This is a genomic window from Mariniluteicoccus flavus, assembly GCF_054776655.1.
Genome location: NZ_BAAHBN010000015.1, coordinates 44,419 through 64,567, shown reverse-complemented (window position 1 = coordinate 64,567; position 20,149 = coordinate 44,419). Strand labels below are relative to the sequence as shown.

General features: G+C 68.5%; 26 protein-coding genes and 1 pseudogene. 10 read left to right on the top strand and 17 right to left on the bottom strand.

Annotated elements, in window-relative coordinates; all coding sequences use genetic code 11:
* Positions 1 to 766: 766 nt before the first annotated feature.
* Positions 767 to 1,438, bottom strand: a complete 672-nt coding sequence (locus tag ACYVAG_RS16635; RefSeq protein WP_460771525.1) for a TnsA-like heteromeric transposase endonuclease subunit — start codon at positions 1,436 to 1,438, stop codon at positions 767 to 769.
* Between the two features lie 370 nt (positions 1,439 to 1,808).
* On the opposite strand from ACYVAG_RS16635, the gene ACYVAG_RS16630 reads away from it, so the two are divergent.
* Positions 1,809 to 2,959, top strand: a protein-coding gene (locus ACYVAG_RS16630; RefSeq protein ID WP_460771524.1) for an IS3-like element ISPfr10 family transposase whose coding sequence is annotated in 2 segments (ribosomal slippage) — positions 1,809 to 2,079 and positions 2,079 to 2,959 — 1,152 coding nt in all. Because the reading frame shifts where the segments join, the coding sequence is not laid out codon by codon here.
* Positions 2,960 to 3,084: 125 nt separating this feature from the next.
* Here ACYVAG_RS16630 and ACYVAG_RS16625 read toward each other — a convergent pair.
* On the bottom strand, positions 3,085 to 3,483 hold the full coding sequence (locus ACYVAG_RS16625) for a PadR family transcriptional regulator (protein ID WP_460771522.1): 399 nt from the start codon (positions 3,481 to 3,483) through the stop codon (positions 3,085 to 3,087).
* A gap of 86 nt (positions 3,484 to 3,569) precedes the next feature.
* Here ACYVAG_RS16625 and ACYVAG_RS16620 point away from each other — a divergent pair, with 86 nt between their 5' ends.
* From ACYVAG_RS16620 to ACYVAG_RS16610, 3 genes are all read left to right on the top strand, one after another.
* Positions 3,570 to 4,127 carry a hypothetical protein gene (locus ACYVAG_RS16620; protein ID WP_460771521.1) on the top strand — a complete coding sequence of 186 codons (558 nt, stop codon included), beginning with the start codon at positions 3,570 to 3,572 and terminating at the stop codon, positions 4,125 to 4,127.
* A 28-nt stretch (positions 4,128 to 4,155) separates the two neighbouring features.
* Positions 4,156 to 4,713, top strand: a complete 558-nt coding sequence (locus ACYVAG_RS16615; RefSeq protein ID WP_460771519.1) for a metallophosphoesterase family protein — start codon at positions 4,156 to 4,158, stop codon at positions 4,711 to 4,713.
* Between the two features lie 115 nt (positions 4,714 to 4,828).
* A complete protein-coding gene (locus ACYVAG_RS16610; protein WP_460771518.1) occupies positions 4,829 to 5,134 on the top strand; it encodes a GNAT family N-acetyltransferase in 306 nt (101 codons plus the stop codon).
* Positions 5,135 to 5,213: 79 nt separating this feature from the next.
* Here the strand turns inward: ACYVAG_RS16610 and ACYVAG_RS16605 are convergent, their stop codons facing one another.
* The 11 genes from ACYVAG_RS16605 to ACYVAG_RS16555 form a co-directional block, all read right to left on the bottom strand.
* The gene (locus tag ACYVAG_RS16605; RefSeq protein WP_460771516.1) at positions 5,214 to 5,894 is read right to left on the bottom strand and encodes a hypothetical protein; all 681 of its coding nucleotides are present in this window, start codon (positions 5,892 to 5,894) and stop codon (positions 5,214 to 5,216) included.
* Positions 5,888 to 6,436, bottom strand: coding sequence for a hypothetical protein (locus ACYVAG_RS16600; RefSeq protein WP_460771515.1), 549 nt, complete (start codon positions 6,434 to 6,436; stop codon positions 5,888 to 5,890). The genes ACYVAG_RS16605 and ACYVAG_RS16600 overlap by 7 nt, the downstream gene beginning before the upstream one ends.
* Before the next feature lie 215 nt (positions 6,437 to 6,651).
* The gene (locus tag ACYVAG_RS16595) at positions 6,652 to 7,047 is read right to left on the bottom strand and encodes a DUF2975 domain-containing protein (protein WP_460771513.1); all 396 of its coding nucleotides are present in this window, start codon (positions 7,045 to 7,047) and stop codon (positions 6,652 to 6,654) included.
* Between the two features lie 93 nt (positions 7,048 to 7,140).
* Positions 7,141 to 7,752, bottom strand: a complete 612-nt coding sequence (locus tag ACYVAG_RS16590) for a LysE family translocator (protein ID WP_460771511.1) — start codon at positions 7,750 to 7,752, stop codon at positions 7,141 to 7,143.
* Between the two features lie 23 nt (positions 7,753 to 7,775).
* Positions 7,776 to 8,210, bottom strand: coding sequence for a type VII toxin-antitoxin system HepT family RNase toxin (gene hepT / locus ACYVAG_RS16585; protein ID WP_460771510.1), 435 nt, complete (start codon positions 8,208 to 8,210; stop codon positions 7,776 to 7,778).
* Positions 8,207 to 8,614, bottom strand: a complete 408-nt coding sequence (locus tag ACYVAG_RS16580; protein WP_460771508.1) for a hypothetical protein — start codon at positions 8,612 to 8,614, stop codon at positions 8,207 to 8,209. The genes hepT and ACYVAG_RS16580 overlap by 4 nt, the downstream gene beginning before the upstream one ends.
* An 18-nt stretch (positions 8,615 to 8,632) precedes the next feature.
* Positions 8,633 to 9,001, bottom strand: coding sequence for a DUF2695 domain-containing protein (locus tag ACYVAG_RS16575; RefSeq protein ID WP_460771506.1), 369 nt, complete (start codon positions 8,999 to 9,001; stop codon positions 8,633 to 8,635).
* Positions 9,002 to 9,057: 56 nt separating this feature from the next.
* Positions 9,058 to 9,471 (bottom strand): hypothetical protein, encoded by a 414-nt coding sequence (locus ACYVAG_RS16570; protein WP_460771504.1) that lies wholly within the window; start codon positions 9,469 to 9,471, stop codon positions 9,058 to 9,060.
* Positions 9,472 to 9,501: 30 nt separating this feature from the next.
* Positions 9,502 to 9,693: a hypothetical protein gene (locus tag ACYVAG_RS16565; RefSeq protein ID WP_460771502.1), complete on the bottom strand. Its 192-nt coding sequence runs from the start codon at positions 9,691 to 9,693 to the stop codon at positions 9,502 to 9,504.
* A complete protein-coding gene (locus ACYVAG_RS16560) occupies positions 9,693 to 10,481 on the bottom strand; it encodes a pentapeptide repeat-containing protein (RefSeq protein ID WP_460771501.1) in 789 nt (262 codons plus the stop codon). Before ACYVAG_RS16560 ends, ACYVAG_RS16565 begins: the two co-directional genes overlap by 1 nt.
* Before the next feature lie 21 nt (positions 10,482 to 10,502).
* On the bottom strand, positions 10,503 to 11,324 hold the full coding sequence (locus ACYVAG_RS16555; RefSeq protein WP_460771499.1) for a class F sortase: 822 nt from the start codon (positions 11,322 to 11,324) through the stop codon (positions 10,503 to 10,505).
* A 273-nt stretch (positions 11,325 to 11,597) separates the two neighbouring features.
* Between ACYVAG_RS16555 and ACYVAG_RS16550 the strand changes: the two genes are divergently transcribed.
* Positions 11,598 to 12,158 (top strand): hypothetical protein, encoded by a 561-nt coding sequence (locus tag ACYVAG_RS16550; RefSeq protein WP_460771498.1) that lies wholly within the window; start codon positions 11,598 to 11,600, stop codon positions 12,156 to 12,158.
* Between the two features lie 68 nt (positions 12,159 to 12,226).
* On the opposite strand, the gene ACYVAG_RS16545 is transcribed toward ACYVAG_RS16550, so the two are convergent.
* The gene (locus ACYVAG_RS16545; protein ID WP_460771497.1) at positions 12,227 to 12,421 is read right to left on the bottom strand and encodes a hypothetical protein; all 195 of its coding nucleotides are present in this window, start codon (positions 12,419 to 12,421) and stop codon (positions 12,227 to 12,229) included.
* 14 nt (positions 12,422 to 12,435) lie between these two features.
* On the opposite strand from ACYVAG_RS16545, the pseudogene ACYVAG_RS16540 reads away from it, so the two are divergent.
* A pseudogene (locus ACYVAG_RS16540) lies at positions 12,436 to 12,993 on the top strand (ABC transporter ATP-binding protein); the annotation flags it as partial.
* Between the two features lies 1 nt (position 12,994).
* Here ACYVAG_RS16540 and ACYVAG_RS16535 read toward each other — a convergent pair.
* A complete protein-coding gene (locus ACYVAG_RS16535) occupies positions 12,995 to 13,816 on the bottom strand; it encodes a DUF1206 domain-containing protein (protein WP_460771495.1) in 822 nt (273 codons plus the stop codon).
* 1 nt (position 13,817) lies between these two features.
* A complete protein-coding gene (lpdA, locus tag ACYVAG_RS16530; RefSeq protein ID WP_460771494.1) occupies positions 13,818 to 15,212 on the bottom strand; it encodes a dihydrolipoyl dehydrogenase in 1,395 nt (464 codons plus the stop codon).
* 98 nt (positions 15,213 to 15,310) lie between these two features.
* Between lpdA and ACYVAG_RS16525 the strand changes: the two genes are divergently transcribed.
* On the top strand, positions 15,311 to 16,834 hold the full coding sequence (locus tag ACYVAG_RS16525; RefSeq protein ID WP_460771492.1) for a helix-turn-helix domain-containing protein: 1,524 nt from the start codon (positions 15,311 to 15,313) through the stop codon (positions 16,832 to 16,834).
* A 63-nt stretch (positions 16,835 to 16,897) separates the two neighbouring features.
* Here ACYVAG_RS16525 and pdxY read toward each other — a convergent pair whose 3' ends face one another.
* Positions 16,898 to 17,752 (bottom strand): pyridoxal kinase PdxY, encoded by an 855-nt coding sequence (gene pdxY / locus ACYVAG_RS16520; protein WP_460771491.1) that lies wholly within the window; start codon positions 17,750 to 17,752, stop codon positions 16,898 to 16,900.
* A 54-nt stretch (positions 17,753 to 17,806) separates the two neighbouring features.
* Here pdxY and ACYVAG_RS16515 point away from each other — a divergent pair, with 54 nt between their 5' ends.
* The 3 genes from ACYVAG_RS16515 to ACYVAG_RS16505 are packed head-to-tail and all read left to right on the top strand — an operon-like array spanning position 17,807 to position 20,149.
* Positions 17,807 to 18,817 carry a YeiH family protein gene (locus ACYVAG_RS16515; RefSeq protein WP_460771489.1) on the top strand — a complete coding sequence of 337 codons (1,011 nt, stop codon included), beginning with the start codon at positions 17,807 to 17,809 and terminating at the stop codon, positions 18,815 to 18,817.
* Between the two features lie 38 nt (positions 18,818 to 18,855).
* Entirely contained in the window at positions 18,856 to 19,326 is a 471-nt protein-coding gene (locus tag ACYVAG_RS16510) for a PGPGW domain-containing protein (protein WP_460771488.1), read from the top strand.
* A gap of 28 nt (positions 19,327 to 19,354) precedes the next feature.
* Positions 19,355 to 20,149, top strand: coding sequence for a glycerophosphodiester phosphodiesterase (locus ACYVAG_RS16505; RefSeq protein WP_460771486.1), 795 nt, complete (start codon positions 19,355 to 19,357; stop codon positions 20,147 to 20,149).

Genomic DNA, 20,149 nt, shown 5'->3' with positions numbered 1-20,149 from the left:
GTCGAAGGCTCCGTCATCCAAGGCTGGAAAGCCGCCCTCGGCGAACTCGCCCTCGTCTACCCCGACCGAATCAACCCCTACCTCTAACCCACCAGGCCACCACTTACACAGAAACCTTGACACGCTCTAGCCGTGGAAGGCGCCGTAAGCCCGTGACCATCGCCGTGCCGTTCTCGGAGCAACTCCACGAGGTCACGGCGGAGGCGATCGAAGGTCCCGCTTGACCGATGAGTATTCAGCGCCAGCACCTCAGCCAGAGCCTCACGAACCTCGGCTGCAACTCGTGACCCCGCTTGGGAAGGCCGCAGGATCCTTTGATCAACAAGACCGATGAGACCTGACTTCTGAAACCGCAGCCGGTTTCGTTGCAAGGTGCTCAGGGAAACTTGTTCGCCCGTATCCGCAAGCTGCGCGACCTTTGTGTGTTCTCGCTGCCGAAGCGTCGTAAGCCGACGATCATAGTTGGGGCCCTGGTTGTCGAACGGGCGCCCGTCTATCACGTCAGTCAGATGTCTCTGCCAAAACAGTGCTTCTTCTTGAACCGCATCGGGGAGCTCCTCAAAACGTGCGTTCTGGGTCAGAGGGCGCCGCGCCGCAGCGCCGTCGGTCACTGCGAAATCTCGCGCGGAAACCAAGTCGGCAACGCTGACAGTGACGTCGTGGGTCGATCCACCGGTGAGTCGCACCTGCGTTCCATCGATTGTGACGATCCGCCATGATGCTTCGCGAAACTGCACCCGGTCACCTACGCGGATTTCGCTGGCACTCATGCAGATCCCACTTCCACGAAGGATCTGAGGGACAGCAACCGGGCGATGTCAACGCTGAGGTCGCCGGTCCATAGCCGGTAGTACACGTGGGGGAGTAGTGCCATCGGGGAGACGTCCAACAACTGAGGCAAAGTGCTGAGGCGAACTCGCCCACGCTCAGCGACGGCTGACCGCAAAGCGTCCCAAGACACGCCGGAGTTTGCGTTGCGTGGATGGCGGTACGCGGCAATCCAGCGAAGATTGGAACGCAGCACGGGTGACAGGTCTCCCACAACCTCGTAGTCCCAACCGACCATCTTGTAGAGCTGACCTGTGGCGTCGAAGGTGCGTTGGTCCTCGGAAGTGATCAAAGATTTGGGTCGGACGTCCACCACGCGACACCCACCATCACTCAGGCGGACGAAATAGTCCGGGACATGCCACTTCGGGCTCGCAGCCAACGTGACTGCGAGCCCGAATGGCTGAGATCGCACCGCCACCACGTCAGGGGACCGATCGAGCACCATCACATAGTCGCGCTCGACCCAGGATTCGTAGGGGACGTGCGTTCGCGAGGTGGCGAACCACCAAAGGCCTGTGTAGTTACGCTGACCCTTGAAGCCAACAATCTCGCGATATGCTGGAAGTTCCTCGAACCTCGTAGTTGCTGCGTCCACCAAATCAATCACGCACTCGGCTCGCGCTCGAGTACTGTGACGCAGTAGGACGCCCGTCGACCGACTTGTGACAGCGCCCTGAATGCTCACCATTAAAGGCTACGAGCCTAGTGCCTCAGGTTGGATGAACGAGGTCGGCGTGTTGCCTCAGGTTCGGTGAATAAAACGGACACAGTGCCTCAGGTTGGATGAACGAAACGGACACGGTGCCTCAGGTTGGATGAACGAAACGGACACGGTGCCTCAGGTTGGATGAACGAAACGGACACGGTGCCTCACGTACGGTGCAATGCCTCAGGTGGGCTGACCCCGTTTTGTAGGTCCGGTGGTTCTGGGAGTCGTCCTGTCGCCCGTGGTTGCGGGCAGGGAGACTGGTCAGATCATGTCGAACAGCAGGAAGCGTCACACCCCGGAGCAGGTCGTCCGCAAGCTCGGGCAGGCCGACAGGATGCTCGCCGACGGCAGCGACATCGCCGCGGTGTGTCGGGAGCTTGGGATATCCGAGCAGACGTACTACCGGTGGCGTAACCAGTACGGCGGACTGAAGGCCGACGACGCGAAGCGCCTCAGGGAGCTGGAGAAGCAGAACGCCACGCTCAAGCGATTGCTGGCCGAAGCGGAGCTGGAGAAGGCCGCGCTCAAGGAGCTGGCCGAGGGAAACTTCTAGGCCCGGGCAGGCGCCGCGCCGCCGTCTCGCACCTGATCAGGACACTGCAGGTGAGCGAGCGGATGGCGTGCCGTCTGGCCGGGCTGAGCAGGTCCGCGTACCGTCGCCCGCTCAAGGGCGACACGGTCGCCGACCCTGATCGCGCGTTGCGAGACTGGCTGCGCGCGTGGGCGAAGAAGCATCCCCGCTACGGGTACCGGCGGGCGTATCACGACGCCCGGGGTGAGGGCTGGGCGGTGAACCACAAGAAGATCCAACGCCTCTGGCGAGCCGAAGGCCTCCGCGTCCCGCAGCGGCGACGCCGCAAGCGTGTCGGATCCTCGACCGTCGACGCCCCGGCGGCGGTCGCACCGAACCTCGTATGGGCGGTGGACTTCCAGTTCGACGCCGACGAGCGGGGCTGCCCGATCAAGATCTGCTCCATCGTCGACGAGCACACCCGCGAATGCATCGGCGGGCTCGTGGAGCGGTCGATCACCGCCGACCGGCTCACCGCCCACCTCGAAGAGCTCGTCGCCGTCCGCGGTGCACCGGGTGTGCTCCGCAGCGACAACGGGCCCGAGTTCATCAGCGACGCGATGGCCGACTGGGCGGGTACCCGCACCGGCCTGTTCTACATTCCGCCCGGCTCGCCCTGGCACAACGGATACGTCGAATCGTTCAACAGCCGCCTCCGCGACGAGTGCCTCAACATCAACAGCTTCTACTCACTGCTGCACGCCCAGGTCGTGATCGGCGACTGGAAGACCGAGTACAACCATCAGCGTCGGCACTCATCGCTCGGCTACCTACCCCCGGCCGAGTACGCTCGGCAGTGCACCCACAAAATCGAAACCGACGACTCACAGAGCGACCGGACCGAATGAAGGGGGCGGCCCACAGGTTCGATGAAACCTGACAGCCGATATCACTACGGATAGCCCTCGCAGCGGGCACGAAGAGGGTTTGATGACATAATGTCACTTATCGGACACCTTGGGACCAACTCGGGTCAGACGGTTGTATCGCCTGGGATCTGGCCCAGTGCCCACTGTGCCCAATCGCGCTCCATCGTCGCGGACCTGATGCCCCATTCCAGGGAGATGCGGCCAAAGCGATCCGAATCGTTGTCGCTCCACTTGATGTCTGCACGGAGACGCTCCAGGGTGACGAGCGCCTCCTCGGCCATGGCGACCGTCTGCTCGAAGATGGCGTACTCCTTGCGTCCCCGAGGGCCGACCGAGGTCACAGCGATCAGCTCCTCGGCGGACAGGCTATTGAGCTCGGTGTAGAGCTGGCTCTGGGTCGCCGACCACACGTTGCCCATCGATTGCTCGAAGCGCTTCAACAGGTCATATCCGCTGCCGGGTCGCTGAGCGAGCAGGCCGAGCGCTGCGTACCGGAGACTCATTGGTTCAGTCTTTCATTCCAGGATTCACGTGTCATGGGCCACATTCCAGAATGCACATGTCATAACTAGAATGTCAGGAGACGTCGTTGCCCATCGTGCGCAGCCTCTCACAGTGGATCGTGTACGCCGTGCTGTCGGCCTTCGTCGCCGACCGCTTCGCGGCGCTGGCCTGTGCGATCCTCGCGGCCATCCTGCTCGCCATCGCCGCCCGGAGTGCGAAGAGCACGGGTGAAGTCGTGCTCGAGCTGTCCTCGTGTGCCTTCTTCGTCATCTACGCGGTGCTCGACTGGGTCGTGGGCGGGCCGGTCCTGCCGCGCTGGGTCGGCGCCGCATCCCAGATCTGGCTGGCCGCGACGGTGCTCATCACCCTGCTCGCCCATCGGCCGTTCACGCTCGCGCTGGCCAAGCGAGAGGCGCCCAAGGAAGTCTGGGACACGCCGGAGTTCTACAAGTTCAACGTGATCATCACGCGTGTCTGGCTGATCTGCTTCACCGTGTCCGCCATCATCCTGTCGGTCGCGGCTGCCATGGGCCTGAGCAGCATCTGGCTGAGCGTCTTCTGCATCGCCCTCGCCATCGCCGTGCCGGTCATCTTCACCAATCGGCTCCTCGCGCGTCAGCGCAGCGCGATGGCCGCGTCATAGATCGCGGTCAGGCTGGGACCATGACGGCATGCGGATCCTCGTCCTGGCCGACACCCATGCGCCACGGTTCTGGAAAGGTGTGCCGGCTCCCCTGCTGCCAGCACTTGAGCGAGCTGACCTGATCCTGCACGCCGGTGACGTTTGTGCGCCCAGCGTGCTCGACGAACTCGCTGGCTTCGCTCCGGTCGAGGTCGTCCTCGGGAACAACGACGGACCAGACATCGCGTCCTGGGGTGCGGTAGAGACCCTCGAGCTCGAACTGGCCGGCGTACGCGTGGCCATGATCCACGACTCGGGCGCGCGTACTGGTCGTGGACGTCGCATGCGTCGAAGATTCCCTGACGCCGACATCGTCGTCTTCGGCCACTCCCACATCCCGTGGGACGACGTCGAGGACGGCGTACACCTGTTCAACCCCGGGTCGCCGACCGACAAGCGGCGACAGCCGAATCCAACTTACGGATGGCTGGAAGCTGACGCCGGTCGCGTCTTGCGCCACGAGATCATCGAGCTTTCAATGCTGCCCAAGGTCGACCACCGTGCGCTGCACGACGACATCGACGCGTTGATCGACCCGAGCCTGTGAGCGAGACGACTTGCGAGCGCATTCTCCACACCAGTGCCTTCCTCGACCTCGGTCCCGCTGAAGGTCGCGAGGCGGGCCGTGGCAGGCTGGACGCCTCCAACGCGAAAGGTCACCAATGTCTGATGTCACTGTCACCGACAATCGCGAGGCCAGCCGTTACGAGGCACGCCTCGGCGACGAACTGGCCGGATTCGCCGATTACCAGCTGACCGACGGCCAGGTCGTATTCCCCCACACCGAAGTCGATCCCGCGTACGAGGGAAAGGGCGTCGGCAGCGCTCTCGCCCGCCACGCGCTCGAGGCCGCCCGACAGGACGGGACGCGCACGGTCGTCCCGACGTGCTCGTTCATCAGGGCGTGGATCGACAAGCACCCCGAGTACGCGGACCTGGTCCAGGGCGCAGCGCCCCGGAAGGGTTGAGCATGTCCTCCGCTGAGCACGAGACGACCTTCGACGTCATCGTCATCGGCGGCGGATCGACGGGTGAGAACGTCGCCGACTATGCGGCGAGGGCATCGTTTCCAGGCTCCGGCTCCCCCGCCGGGTCCTCCAGTGCGTCGCGCAGGTCGGCCCCGCGCAGCATCGACATCACGCTCATCTCGGAGTCGTCGGTGGCGATCAGGTGGTCGACCACGGCGTCCATCTCCTCGCGCTCGGCGGCACGTGCGGTTGCCCGGCGGGCCTGCCGACGCGCCGAGGCCGGGTCGCCCAGCCGTCGCCGCGCCGCGTCGAGCAGCGGGAGGTCGGCGTCGGTCCACGCGTACGGCGCATTCCGTTGCAGGGCAGCGATCTGATCGCGGTCGAGCCACGGGGCGCAGCGGCGCAGGTACGCGGGCACCGACCACAGATCGGCGACCAGGTCCTGTGGCTCCAGCATCGGCCAGCTGGCGCCGAGCGCCTCGACCAGGGTGTCGTCGCGGCGCAGGACCGCTGCGAGCAGGTCCTCGTCGGCGCCGGCCTCCTCGAGTTCGTCCGCCACTTGTTCGGCGGCGAACTCGGTCAGGGCCGCCCAGACCTGGTCGCGGCCCTCGTTGTGGGGCGTCCCGGGGTCGACGGCGCCGAACGCGTACGCCCAGTCTGACCGCGAGACCGTCACCTCGCCCCAGGGGGTGTCGATCTCCAGCGGGTCGGTCGGGGGCTCCTCATAGAGCGCCGCTGCAGGTTCGATCGCGGTCAGCATGCGTGCCCCGCGAGGAAGGACGACTGGTCGTCCAGGGCAACGGCGTCCGGGAGGGCGGAGTCGTCGAACATCTCGTCCCAGAAGTCGCGTACGCGGCCCCCCGCCCAGCGATACCGTCGACGACTCACCAGCCCCTTGGGCCGGGCGTGCGTCGCGGCGAAGAAGGGCTCCGCCGCCGGGGCGCGCCAGTCGATCAGCAGCGGCTGTCCGGCGTCGTCGCGCAGACCCATCCGGCCGATGTAGTCCACTGCCCCGTCCTCGTGGACCATCCGGCCGAGGCACAGGTCGACGCCGTAGCGGGACAGCAGGCGGAGCCGGGAGGTGAGGCGGCGCACCTCCTGGTCTCGCTCGAGCGCACGGGTGCCGATGCCGGCCGGGGCGCGGCGCACCTCGTCGAGTTGGTCCTGCAGGGTTCCGACGGCGTCCCGCAGGACGGCGGCGATCGTGCCGAAGTGAACCTCGTCGCCGGCGATGAGTCCAGGATTCTTCTTGTCGGACAGTGATTCGGGAAGGTCGAAGGTGGGGGTTCCTGCTCGGGACACGGGGGCCTCCTGATGGATGAGCGGCCATTCTCGACCCCCAATGGGGCCTTGCGGCAAGCCCCCGTTCCCGCTATATCTTGGTAGTGGCGGGAGGGTGTGTCATCCCCGGCGAACCGCCTCCAACTCCGACCGCAGGTGTTCGGCCTCGGCGTGGGTCGCGACGGCCTGCACGAGCAGGAAGCGCAGGATCAGCACCACCAGGGCGATGCCGGCGATCACCAGCGCGGCGCCGCAGACGAGACCGACCAGCCCGGGTGCCACCTCGTCGCCCGGGTGGTGCGGTTCACGTAGGACCCCACGACGGCGATCGCGAACACCAGCAGGGATCCCGCCGTGATGGAGCCGATGATGAGGTCGACATGGCGGAAGGCAACGGGCGAGAAGACTCCGCCGCGACGGACCAGGGTCAGGAGCTTCCAGACGCAGACGCCGATGACCTGCAGCGCGACGACGCCGAGGAACGCGATGACCTGCAGTGCGAGGTCGCTGGGGGTGCGCCCACCGGGCGAATCGCTGCCCATGAAGAAGATGACGACGACCTGCACCACCACCGAGCCGGTGAGCGCGATCGCGAGGATGCCCCTCAGAGCGTTGACCACCACACCGTTCACGGGGCCTCCCTCGATCAGTGGCGCGGTTGTCGCGCCGGTGGACCCCACGCTAGTTCGAGGCGACGGACCGGCCATCCGACCCGGGGCCGAAGTTCAGTCGCGGGCGGTCGCGAGTTTGAGCCCGAAGCCGAGCAGGGCGAACCCGCTCACCGCATCCATGACCCGGCGGACGACGGGGCGGAGGAGGTGGTCGCGCGCCATGCTGCCGCCGACGGCGACGATGACCATCCAGGCCGTGCCGAGCGCGGGCAGGGTCCAGGCGTGGACGAGCCACGTCAGAGTGCTGGCCGTGGGCGACACGAACTGCGGCAACAGCGACAGATAGAACACCAGCATCTTCGGGTTGGTGATGTTGGTCAGGAAGCCCTGACGCATCCCGCGCCACCAGCCGGTCGGTCTGTAGTCGTCGCCGGCGGCTGCGTACGCGCCCCGGTAAGCGGCCCACAGCGAGGTCACCCCGAGATGGACGAGATAGGCGATGCCCAGCCACTTGATCGCGGTGAAGAGCACGTGCGACTGCACGATGAGCGCACCAAGCCCGAGCGCGACGAGGGTGCCCTGGATCGCCGACGCGGCCCCGATCCCCACGGCGGTTGCGATCCCGGCGCGGCGGCCGTGGGCCACCGTGTTGCGCAGGGTGACGACGAAGTCGGCGCCGGGCGCGGCCACGACCGCGGTGACGACGAGAAGGAAGGCCAGTGTCATGGGCCGAGCCTAGGCCGCGGCCCTCAGCGCCGCGAGACCCAGTCCGCCACATGGCGGACGTAGCGCGCGTACTGTTCCCGCGCCACGGGTAGGGCGCGCGAGACCATGGCGAGGTCGACGTTCACATATTCGTGGATGAGGACATTGCGCATGCCGACGCTGGGCTTCAGCTGTTCGGCGAGTTCCCGCGGGAACAGGCCGAGTCTGGATGCGGTGTCGAAGGATTCACGGTATTCCGAGGAGACTGACGCGCCCAAGGTGTTCGAGACGTGCTGATTGATGTCGGCCGCCAGATCGACCAACTGCGTGAGGACGCGCTCCACCGCGCGACGCAGAAGGCGATCATCGCGGAGATGGTCAGCGGTCGGATCACCCACACTGGCCAGGTCGTCGAGCAGTTCCCGCATCAACTGCAGGCGGGCAACGATCGTGCTCGTCGAGAGGTCGCGAGGCGTCATCGGCGCAGGGCCTCCACCTGCAGATCGCGGAACCGCTGTGTGTCCACGAATTGCCCGAACGCCGCCATCTGCTGCAGGGCGAACTTCTCATCCGTCAGCTCCACGAGCACCTCTCCCCCACCGAGGGCCGCGTATTTCGCGACCGACCCTGCGCGATCGAGCGGCATGATGTCGAGCGCGTCGCCGTACGCCTCCCCCAGTGCGTTCACCACCGCCAGGTCGTCGCCTTCGACACCATGACGGAACGAATAGGCCACGTCGACGTCCCCCGCCTGCGCGGGGTCGTTGCGGGAGCTGCCGAACTGGACCAGGAGATCAATCCCGTGGTCGGCGCACAGCCGCGCCAGCCGGCCGCTGTCACGGTCGGCCAGCAGCCGTCGCACGGTGTCGGGAACCGAAGCCATGGTTCCATCGTAGGACGTTCACCACCGCACCCGCCGACCCCAGTGGTCGCAGGGCGTCGTCGACCCGCGTCGCACGCCCGGGCACGGCGGGATGCGGTCGGGTTCATCGGGTCGCACCACACCGGCACGCACGCCGATGTCATTCAGGAACACCTCGCAGTCGCAGAAGGCGCCGCGTGAGCTGAGACGACGCTCCAGTGCGGTCGCCCTCGGCGCCCGTGTGTCGCGGTAGCGCAGGGCCCAGCGCAGCTCGTGATTGCAGCCGAACTCCCCCAGCATGCGTGCCGTGTAGCACGCGAAACACTCCCGCTCGCGCGGCAGTGTCATGCGTTGCGCCTTCACCCACAGCTCGCGCTCCAGGTCGTCGATCCACTGTCCCGTCGTCATGTCTCCCCCTCGTTCTGGCCGGACGCAGAGCCAATCAGTGGGGTCTGACAATTCCGTCAGGGTGCGTCAACCGATCGGCGCCGGCGCCCGACCACGACCCCGATGGCCGCGCCGATAGCGGCGGGCACCAGCACGAGTCCGGCCACAAGAGGTGTCACGCCGCTCAGGTCCGACGCCAGGACCTGCGGATCGATGCGTGGCGCGAACGCCTGGGCCTGCACGGCAGCGATCACGCCCACGACGATGGCCGTGACGAGCCACACCGCCAGTGGTCGGCCCAGCTTCCCGGCCCGGTGACCGTCCAGAGCGCCCCAGACGCCGGACATCACGATCAGCGCGGCGAAGCCCGCCAGCCCGGCTCCCAGCGCGGCACCGCCCGAGCGATCGCCGAGGGTGGCGAGCCAGCCGGCGGCGAACGAGCCCGCCGCGAGGACCAGCGTACGGACGAACACGTCCAGAACTGCTCTCATGCTGACCATCCAATCACCCTGCGGCTTCGTTCAGATGGACATGAAGGCCCCGACGAGGCCGGCCAGCACCATGCAGGCCACGCCGATCGCGACGCAGACGCCGCCGCGCCGCTGCGTACGCGTGGCCTCCCCCGTCAGGTCCGTCATGAACTTGATGCCGACGATCACGAACGCCAGCCCGATGCACGGGATGATGATCACCGGCCACCACTTGGCGTCCATCACCGCTCCCATCCACCGGGGCGTGCAAGTCGTGCCGGGATCGTGGTCCGCGCGTCGCCGCGCGTGCCGTTCAGCTGCGACTGACTCAGGAAGAGGGCCTCGGCGAGGAGCGCGCCGCCGACGCGGGCCCCGCGCAGGTCGGCCCCCAGGAGGTCTGCGTACGCGAGGTCGGCGCCGCGCAGGTCGACGCCGATCAGCAGGCTCCCGCGGAGGTCCGCGCCCGCCAGCGCCACACCGCGCAGGTCGCGACCGGCGAGATCGGCCCGTGGATGGATGTACGCGGGCGCCCGGCCCCCGCGGCCCGAGCGCAGACGGGTGCTCTCGTCAGAGAGCACCGCTCCCACCCGGGAGCGCAGCTCCGCGACGTCCAGGTCCAGAACCCCTTGTCCCGTGTCGATCGCGGCGATCACCTCGTCGCGCACGGGATGGTCGGCGAGTTGCTCGAGATGGAACAGCATCTCGAAGAGTTGGTGCATCACGGGGAAGACCTCGAACATCTCCTGCCGGGTCTGGGCGTCGTCGTGCCACGTGCGGCCCGCGTACGTCACCGACGCGACGTGCTGCCCCGCTCCGAAGCAGTCGAACACCGTGCAGCCGATCCAGCCGCGGTCTGCCAGCGAGGAATGGATGGTGCACCGATGGTCACGCGCGAGATTGCGGCAGGGCTCGCCGGCGGCCTTGTCGACGGGGAAGGACTCCGAGGCGAAGAAGGGGAGGGCGACGCAGCACAGTCCTTGGCAGCGCGAGCAGTCGGGTCGGGTCTCCAGCACCCCCTGAGCGTGCCACATGACATCAACCGTGGCTGGGATTCAGGCGATCCGATCGGCATAGAAGATGATGCGCGACTCGTAGATGCCGGTGCGGGGATCGCGATCCCAGCACGTCATGATCGCGAGTTGGGGCCGCCCCGTGGCGTTGTGGTAGACGCCGGACCTCGGGTCATAGGTCCTGACCGAGATGCGCTTCTTCTCGCGGAAGCGATAGCACGCGACCTTGCCATCGGCACCGGAGACCTTGATGATGTCGCCCGGGTTCAACCCGCCGAGGTGGAGGTCGTTGCCGAGCGCACGGCCCTTCATGTTCGAGTGGATGTTGATGATCACGTTGCCCCGTGACGATCCGGGCGCCGGTGAGCCCGTGTACCACGCCGCCTGCCACAGGCTCTTGGCGACGCCCGGGTTGCCATCGGCGTCCTTGCCGACGCTGACCATGGGCACGTTCACCCCGGTGCGCAGGACCTGGAACCGGGTCGGGCGGACCGTGCCGGGGGTCGACGAGCAGGAGACCGGAGCGGGCCGGGCCGGGGCGGGGGCGCGGGGCGCCGGCGGCGGGTCCGCGGCGGGTGGCTCCTCATCGGGCAGCTCGGCGCCCACGGTGGCGGGTGGCTTCCCGGGCGGGGGCGCGGGCGCGGCCGGCTTCGGTGGCGCGACTGTCGGGCGGCTCGATGGAGACGCCGACGTGGTCGGGGTGGTGTCGACCTTCGCCCTGGGGGGAACGACGGGGGCCGCCGCCGGCACGGCGGAGACCTCGGCGCCCGCCTGTCCCGTCAGCCCCAGACCCAGCCACGACAGAGGAGCGAGCGTGAGCACGGCGGCGGCGATGCCGATCCTCGCCTTCAGTGTGTCAGCCATGCTCTCCCCCGTTCTCACTCATGTCCCACCACCGTAGGCAATCGCCGGCACGGCGGGCGTGTGGTGGGGGGTGGAAGATTCCTTGTCTTCGACTCGCTGCGCTCGCTCAGACAACGGGGGGCTGCGCTCGCTCAGACAACGTGTCCGACATCTCACCGCTCGGTAAGGGTTTCAACTACTACATCGCATAGTAGTCGTGGTTGAATCATCACGTACCCAAGAAGTACCGCCCCGCCTCACCGGGGTGAAGATCATTGACCTAGGAGTCTCCCGATGCGTCGCAGCGTCCTTGACAAGCTCATCTCTTACGTCGGCCTCGCCCTGGCCGCCCTCCTGCTCGTGGCCGGCGGCCTGCTCGCCTGGGCCAGCAGCTTCGTGAACCAGCAGGTGAGCGACCAGCTCACCTCCCAGCGGATCACGATGCCGTCGGGACCCGCCCTCGACGCGCTTCCGGCCGCCGACAAGGCCCAGCTGGCCCCCCACGCCGGCAAGGAGATGAGCACCGGCGCCCAGGCGAAGGCCTTCGCCGACAACTACATCCTCGTCCACATGAACAAGTCGTCGGGCGGCAAGACCTATGAGGAGGTCTCGGGTGAGTTCCAGAAGCTTCCCGACAAGACCACCGCGGAGGCCAAGAAGATGGGCGACCTGCGCCAGAGCCTCTTCATGGGCAACGCCCTGCGCGGCATGCTGCTCAACGCGTACGCCTTCGGCACCATGGGCATGATCGCCGGCATCGCCTCGGTCGCCGCCTTCATCGGCGCCGTCGTGATGGCGATCCTCGGCTTCCTCGGGCTCAAGCACGCGAAGACCGCGGGCGACACGACCCTCTGAAACCCGGCTGGACAAAGGAAAGGGGCGCACCGGCCGGTGCGCCCCTTCTGTGTCCCTGCGCCCGGGCGTCAGTCGGCCACGCGTACGCCGGCTCCCGTCGCCCGCCAGAACCGCCACCACATCAGACCCGCTGTGGTGGCGAGCCCGAGCCCGCAGCCATACACGCCCAGGCCGCCCCAGACGGCAAGTGCGAGCGCGGCGGGCAGCCCCACCACCCAGTAGCCGACGATCGACATCCAGAGCCCGGCCCCGGTGAGATCCAAGCCGCCTCACCGCGCTCGTCGGCCCATCGGGCGTCGGCAAGACCACGCTCGCGCGGGCGTTGGCCGGGCTCCACCCCGCCCTCGCGGGTGACCTCAGCCTCCACGGCGTACGCCTGCCGTGGCGCGTCGGCCGCCGACCCCGGCGTACGCGGGCCGCGGTGGCGTGGGTTGCGCAGGACCCGCGGGGCGCGCTGACCCCCGGGCGCACGGTCCGCGACACGCTCGCCCGGCCGCTGCGACGCAGCGGACTCGACGAGACGGTGCAGGGACTGCTGCATGCGGTGGCGCTGACGCCCGACGTCTCCGACCGCACGCCGGAGCGGTTGTCGGGCGGGCAGCGTCAGCGGGTCGCTTTGGCGCGGGCGCTCGCCCAGGACCCCCGCGTGCTGCTGGCCGACGAGGTGACGTCGGCGCTCGACCCGGGAACCGCCGTCGCGGTGGTCGATCTGCTCCGCAGACTGGCCGCCGAGCGGGACATCGCCGTGCTGCTCATCACGCACGACCTCGACCTGGTGGCGCGGCGATGTGACCGGGTGGTCGAACTGGCCGCATCTCCGGTCGAGGAGGGGTGAGTCAGGCCTTCTCGTGGCGCGCGTTGCGCGACCACACGAAGCAATAGACGGCGAACGCGGCGAATCCCAGCCCCATCAGGCCGAGCAGGATCGATCCGAACGGCGCCTGCTGCAGCGTCTTGAGTGCCCCGTCGAGCCCCGCGGCCTTTCCGGCGTCGAACGTGATCGCGGCCCACACGATGAGCAGTCCGGCGATGGCGAGGCCGACGCCCTTCGCGATCCACCCGGCCGTGCCGAGCTTCTTCGCCCATTCGGGCACGCCGCCGTCGAGGTCCTCCTGGACGAACTTGCGGCGGACCCCCTTGACGATCTGGCTCACGCCGACCGCGACGACGGCCGCGCCGAGCAGAGCGACCAACACCTGGCCGAAGGGCGCCGACATCAGCCGCCCGGTCACGTCCTGGGGCGCCTGGTTCGAGTTCGACGCCTGACCCCCCATGGCGATGCGGCCGGCGGTGAGCGCGAGGCCGGCGTACAGGATCGCGCGGCCGACGGAGGAGACCCGCTTGCGCAGACGCTTCTTGTCGTCGTACTGGGTGTGGCCGATCGCGGCCTCGATGGCCTGCCACACCACGAGCGCGACCATGCCGATCGCGACCAACCAGAGCAGCACGGTGCCGAAGGGCTTCGACGCCAGGTCGCGCAGCGCGCCCTGGTTGGACGCCTCTCCCCCGCCACCGCCGAGCGCGAGCTGGACGCAGATCCAGCCGATCAGCAGGTGGATGACGCCGTAGGCGATGAGCCCGAGCGTCACGAGCCACTGGTACGCAGGGTGGTTCTGCACCTGCGAGCCCGCGCTGCGGGCGGTGTCGGACGCGGTCATGTCAGAGGTTGATCATGTGGCCGGCGATGCCCTCGACGGCCTCCTTGAGGGCCTCCGAGAGCGTCGGGTGGGCGTGGATCGAACGGCCGACCTCTTCCGCGGTCAGGTCCCACATCTGCGCCAGGACGAGCTCGGGCAGCAGCTCGGTGACGTCGGGACCGACCATGGACGCGCCGAGCAGCTCGCCGTACTTCGCGTCGGCGACGACCTTCACGAAGCCGGTCGCGTCGCCCAGGCCCCAGGCCTTGCCGTTGGCCGAGAAGGGGAACTTGGCGACCTTGACGTCGTAGCCCTTGTCCTTCGCCTGCTGTTCGGTGTAGCCGAACGAGGCGACCTGCGGCTGGCAGTAGGTCGCCCGCGGGATCATGTCGTAGTTGATCGGCATGGTCTCGGCTCCGGCGATGGTCTCGGCGGCGACGACACCCTGGGCCTCCGCGGTGTGGGCCAGCATCAGCTTGGCCGTCACGTCGCCGATGGCGTAGATGCCGTCCACGTTGGTGCGCATGAAGTCGTCGATCGCGATCGCGCCGCGCTCGGTCAGCTCGACGCCGGTCTTCTCGAGGCCGAAGCCCTGCGTACGCGGGGCGAAGCCGATGGCAGACAGGAGCTTGTCGGCCTCGAGGACCTGCTCGCCGCCCTTCTCCGAGGTCACCTTCACCTTGACGCCCGAGCCCGTGTCCTCGACCGACTCGACCTTGGTCGACGTCAGGAGCTTCACGCCGAGCTTCTTGTAGGCCTTGGCGAGTTCCGCGGAGACCTCGGGGTCCTCGAGCGGCACGATGCGGTCGAGGAACTCGACCACGGTGACGTCGACGCCGTAGGCCTGCAGGACGTACGCGAACTCGATGCCGATGGCGCCGGAGCCGGCGATCACGATGGAGTCGGGGACCTCGTCGGCGAGGATGAGTTCCTCATAGGTCTGGACGTTCTTGGACACCTCGACGCCGGGCAGCATGCGGGTGACCGAGCCGGTCGCGATGATGCAGGCGTCGAACGTGACGGTGGTCTCGTCCTTGCCGCCGGAGACCTTGATGGTCTTCGCGTCGACGAACTCGCCCCAGCCGTCGAGCTCCTGGATCTTGTTCTTCTTCATCAGGAAGTGCACGCCCTTGACCATGCGGTCGGCGACGCCGCGCGAGCGCTTGTGGCCGACGCCGTAGTCGAGGGTGAACTCGCCGTTGATGCCGAAGGTCTTGGCCTCCTTCGTGACGAAGTGGGCCTGCTCCGCGTTGCGAAGGAGCGCCTTGGTCGGGATGCAGCCGACGTTGAGGCACACGCCGCCCCAATATTTCTTCTCGATGACCGCGACCTTCTTGCCGAGCTGCGCGGCGCGGATGGCTGCGACATAACCGCCGGGACCTGCGCCCAGCACGACGACGTCAAAATGTGCACTCATGCGCGCAACTCTATTGCCCCGGGCGGCGCGTCCGCGCCCGGGGCGAATCGCCGAACGGCCAACTTGAGAAATATCGTCTATGAGTTAACGTAGTGCGGGTGACTGATACCTCACCCGACCGAATCGGCGGCCTCGTCCGCGACGCGCGCAAGCACCGCGGGCTGACGCAGCTCCAGTTGGCCGAGCTGCTCGGCACGTCGCAGAGCGCCATCCACCGCATCGAAGCAGGTAACCAGAACCTCAGCCTCGACATGATCAACCGAATTGCCACGGCCCTGGGCAGCGAGCTCATCTCCGTCGGCAGCGGCGGCCCCGAGCACCTTCGCATCGAGGGCCCCACCGTGCTCTCGGGCAACATCGAGGTGCGCTCGTCGAAGAACGCGGCCGTGGCCCTGCTCTGCGCCAGCCTCCTGAACCGCGGCAAGACCACGCTGCGCGGCATCGCCCGCATCGAGGAGGTCAACCGCATCGTGGAGGTCCTGACCTCCATCGGCGTCGAGGCCCGCTGGTCCGACGACAAGGCCGACCTCGAACTGACCCGCCCCGACGAACTGCGCCTGGACGACATGGACGTGGCCGCGGCCCGGCGTACGCGGTCGATCATCATGTTCCTGGGTCCGCTGATGCACTTCTATCCCCACTTCAAACTGCCGTACGCAGGCGGCTGCGACCTGGGCGCGCGCACCATCGAGCCCCACCTGCAGGTCCTGCGCCACTTCGGCCTGGAGGTGACCGCGACCGAGGGCTACTACCAGTGCGAGGCCCGCCCCGTGCGCCCCGAGCGCCCGATCATCCTCACCGAGCGCGGCGACACCGTCACCGAGAACGCGCTGATGGCGGCGGCGATGACGCCCGGCACGACGGTGCTGCGCAACGCGTCGTCCAACTACATGGTCCAGGACCTCTGCTTCTTCCTGCAGCAGCTCGGCGTCCAGATCGACGGCATCGGCACCACGACGCTGACCATCACCGGCGTCGAGTCGATCAACACCGACGTGGAGTACGCGCCGTCGGAGGACCCGATCGAGGCCATGAGCCTGCTGACCGCGGCGATCGTGACCCGCTCGACCCTCACGATCGAGCGCGCCCCGATCGAGTTCCTCGAGATCGAGCTGGCCATCCTCAAGGAGATGGGCCTGCAGTTCGAGACGACCGACGAATACAAGTCGGCCAACGGCAAGACGCGCCTGGTCGACCTGACCGTCCGGCCGTCGGACCTGGTGGCGCCGACCGACAAGATCCACCCGATGCCCTTCCCCGGGCTCAACATCGACAACCTGCCGTTCTTCGGCGTCATCGCGGCCTGCTCCGAGGGCGAGACGCTGATCAACGACTGGGTCTACGAGAACCGCGCGATCCGCATGACCGACCTGAACCGCCTCGGCGCGAACGTGCAGCTGCTCGACCCCCACCGGGTGATCGTGAAGGGCCCGACGCGCTGGCGCTACCAGGAGGTCGTGTGCCCGCCGGCGCTGCGCCCGGCGGTCTGCATCCTGCTGTCGATGCTGGCCGCGAAGGGCACGTCGATCCTGCGCGACGTCTATGTGATCAACCGCGGCTACGAGGACCTGGCCAACCGCCTCAACAAGGTGGGCGCCAACATCGAGGTCTTCCGCGACTGACCTGCTCCACCACGCACCACGGCGCCGCGCCCCTCCTGGGGCGCGGCGCCGTCGCGTCCGGGGTCAGGCGAGCGGGCGCACGTCGAACCGTGCGCTCGGGGCCGCGATCTCGGCCTGGGCGCCGACCACCTGCAGCTCGGGGTCGCCGGAGTCGACGGTCGCGCGGAGCACCCCGTGGACGATCGCCGCGGTCCGGCCCAGCGCCTCGGCCGTCGAGCCCGTGTCGAGCAGGCCGGTGAGGAACATGGCGGCGGTGAGATCGCCCGATCCGGTGAAGGCGCGGTCGAAGATCGGGGTCGAGACCAGCCAGGCGCCCGTGCCGTCGACGGCGACCATGTCGAGCGTGCCCGGCTCGGCGTCGGCGTGCACGACCGAGGTCACCAGCACCGTCTCGGGTCCGCGGTCGCGCAGCGCGCGGGCCGCGGCCACCACCTCGTCGAGGGTGTGGGTCTGGCCCCCGGTGAGGAAGTCGAGCTCGAAGTGGTTCGGCGTCATCACGTCGGCCTGGGGGGCGACGCGGTCGCGCATCAGCTCGGGGATGCCGGGACGGCAGTAGAAGCCGCGGTCCACGTCGCCCATGACCGGGTCGCAGCAATAGAGCGCGCCGGGGTTGCGCTCCTTCACCAGTTCCACGGCCTCCAGAATGGCGGCCGCGACGTCCTCGCCGCCCTGGTAGCCGGACAGCACGGCATCGGCCCGCCCCAGCACGCCGCGATCGTCGATGCCGCGGACGACCTCGATGATGTCGGCCGCCGGCACGAGCGGCCCGCGCCACGCTCCGTAGCCCGTGTGGTTGGAGAACAGCACGGTGTGGACCGGCCAGACCTCCACGCCGCGGCGCTGCATGGGGAAGACCGCCGACGAGTTGCCGACGTGGCCGTACGCGACCGAGGACTGGATCGACACGATGGTATGCACGGGGTGATTCTGCCGCAGTTTGCCTCCGTGTTCGCCGCGGGCCAGACTCGGCGGGTGACCACGCCGACCTCTCCCCCACCCCACACCGGCGTACGCGGGGTCTGGGCGGGCCGCCTCGCCGGCCTGGCCGTCGCGGTCGGCGCGGCCCTCGTGGGGTGGCTCGTCAACCGCTGGGTCCCGCTGCTGAGCCCCCTGCTCGTGGCGCTCCTGCTGGGCATCGTGGCGGGCAACGCGACGCGCCTCCCCGAGGTCCTCCGGCCCGGCCTCACTTTCGCCGCCAAGCCGCTGCTTCGCGCGGGCATCGTGCTGCTGGGCCTGCAGATCTCGTTCGGATCGATCCTGGGGCTCGGGCTGCCGCTGGTGGGGGTCATCGTGGCCGTGACCGCGTGCACGTTCCTGCTGACCACCTGGCTGGCGCGGCGCCTCGGCCTGCCCAGCGAGCTGGGCCTCCTCGTCGCGGCCGGCTGCTCGATCTGCGGCGCGGCGGCGATCGCCGGCATGAATGGCGCCGTGGGTGCCGACGAGGACGACGTCGCCTCGGCGATCGGCATCATCACGCTGTTCGGCCTCGTCGCCATCCCCGTGATCCCGCTGGCGGCGACCGCGCTGGGGCTGCCCGCCGAGATGGCCGGGGCCTGGGCCGGGGCGTCGATCCATGAGGTCGCCCAGGTGGTGGCGGCCGCGGGCACCATCGGGGCGGCGGCCCTCGCGACCGCGGTCGTGGTGAAGCTGACCCGCGTACTCCTGCTCGCGCCGATGGTCGCGGCCGTGAGCGCGGTCCGCCGCCGATCGTCGACCGGACCGCGCCCGCCTTTGGTGCCGCTGTTCGTCGTGGGCTTCCTCGTCGCCGTCGCCGTCCGCTCGCTCGTGCCCCTGCCCGCGGGCCTGCTCGGCGGCGCCGGCATCGCCCAGAACCTGCTGCTTGCCACGGCCATGTTCGCGCTGGGGGCCGGCGTACGCCTCCGGCACCTGGTCACCACGGGCGGTCGGACCGTCCTGCTGGGCGCTGCGGCGTCGACGTTCATCGCCGCGGCGGGCCTGGGCGGCGTACTCCTTGCGGGTTGAGGCCAACATCCGTTGACCCGAACACCTAGAGTTGGCCCATGCACGCCGACCGCGACGACCGCACCGGTTCGACGCGTGTCTCCCGCGAACCGCACGACCATCCCCACCTGATCGACGCCCACGAGGACCGCTGGGCGTGGCGGGCGAAGATCCGCGCCAACCCCACCCAATTGTTCTTCTACCGCGTGGCGGTCGGCATCGCCGGACTGCTGTTGATGATCGCGGCGGGCCTGACCGGTCCCCTGCCCGGGCCCGGCGGCATCCCGCTGTTCCTGCTCGGGCTGGCGGTGTGGGCCAGCGAGTTCGAGTGGGCCCAGAACGTCATGCTGTGGTTCAAGGACTTCTTCCGGCGCTACCAGGGGTGGCGCTGGCCCAAGAAGCTCCTGTTCTGGGCGTGCTTCGCGGCGTGTTGCTGGCTGCTCGGCTATCTGACGATGCTGGTGTTCGGCGTCCCGCCGTGGCTGCCCGAGTTCGCGCGACGCTGGCTGGCGTACCTGCCGGGACTCTGAGCCACCGCGCCCTGCCAGACTGGCGCCCATGACCCGACGCCACGCGCGTGACTTCGCCTACTTCGACGCCCCCTTCATCCCGATGGCCCACCGCGGCGGCTCGTTCCTCGAGGCCAACCTGGGGCGTGAGAACACCGTCCACGCGTTCGGTCAGGCCGTCGCGCTCGGCTATCGCTGGCTCGAGACCGACGTCCATGCCACCGCCGACGGCCGCCTGGTCGCCTTCCACGACGACCGGCTGGATCGCGTGACCGACCGGACGGGCCTGATCGCCGACCTGCCGTGGGCGGCGCTGGAGGGGGTGCGCATCGGCGGCCGCGACGCCATCCCCACGCTCGACGAGCTGTTCGAGACCTTCCCGGACGCGCGGTTCAACATCGACATCAAGGCGCCGGGCGCGGTCGAGCCGCTCGTGGCCGCGATCAACGCCCACCGGGCCCACGACCGCGTCTGTGTCGGGTCGTTCGGCCTCGACCGCATCACCGCCTTCCGCCGGCGCATGGGCGACCAGGTGCCCACGTCGGTCACCGGGGTCGGGGTCGCGTGGACGTCGTTCGTGCCGGTCGTGCCCGCGTACGCCAACGACGCGGGCGTGGCTTTCCAGATGCCGGTCTCGCAACGTGTCGCCGGCCGCGACGTACGCCTGGTCACGCCGGGGCTGATCTCCCGCGCCCACGCCGCCGGCAAGGTGGTCCAGGTCTGGACCATCGACGACGCCGCCGAGATGCACGAGCTGATCGACCTCGGGGTCGACGGGTTGATCACCGACCGGGTCGACACGCTTCGGGACGTCTGCCTCGAACGCGGGCTGTGGCCCGCGTGA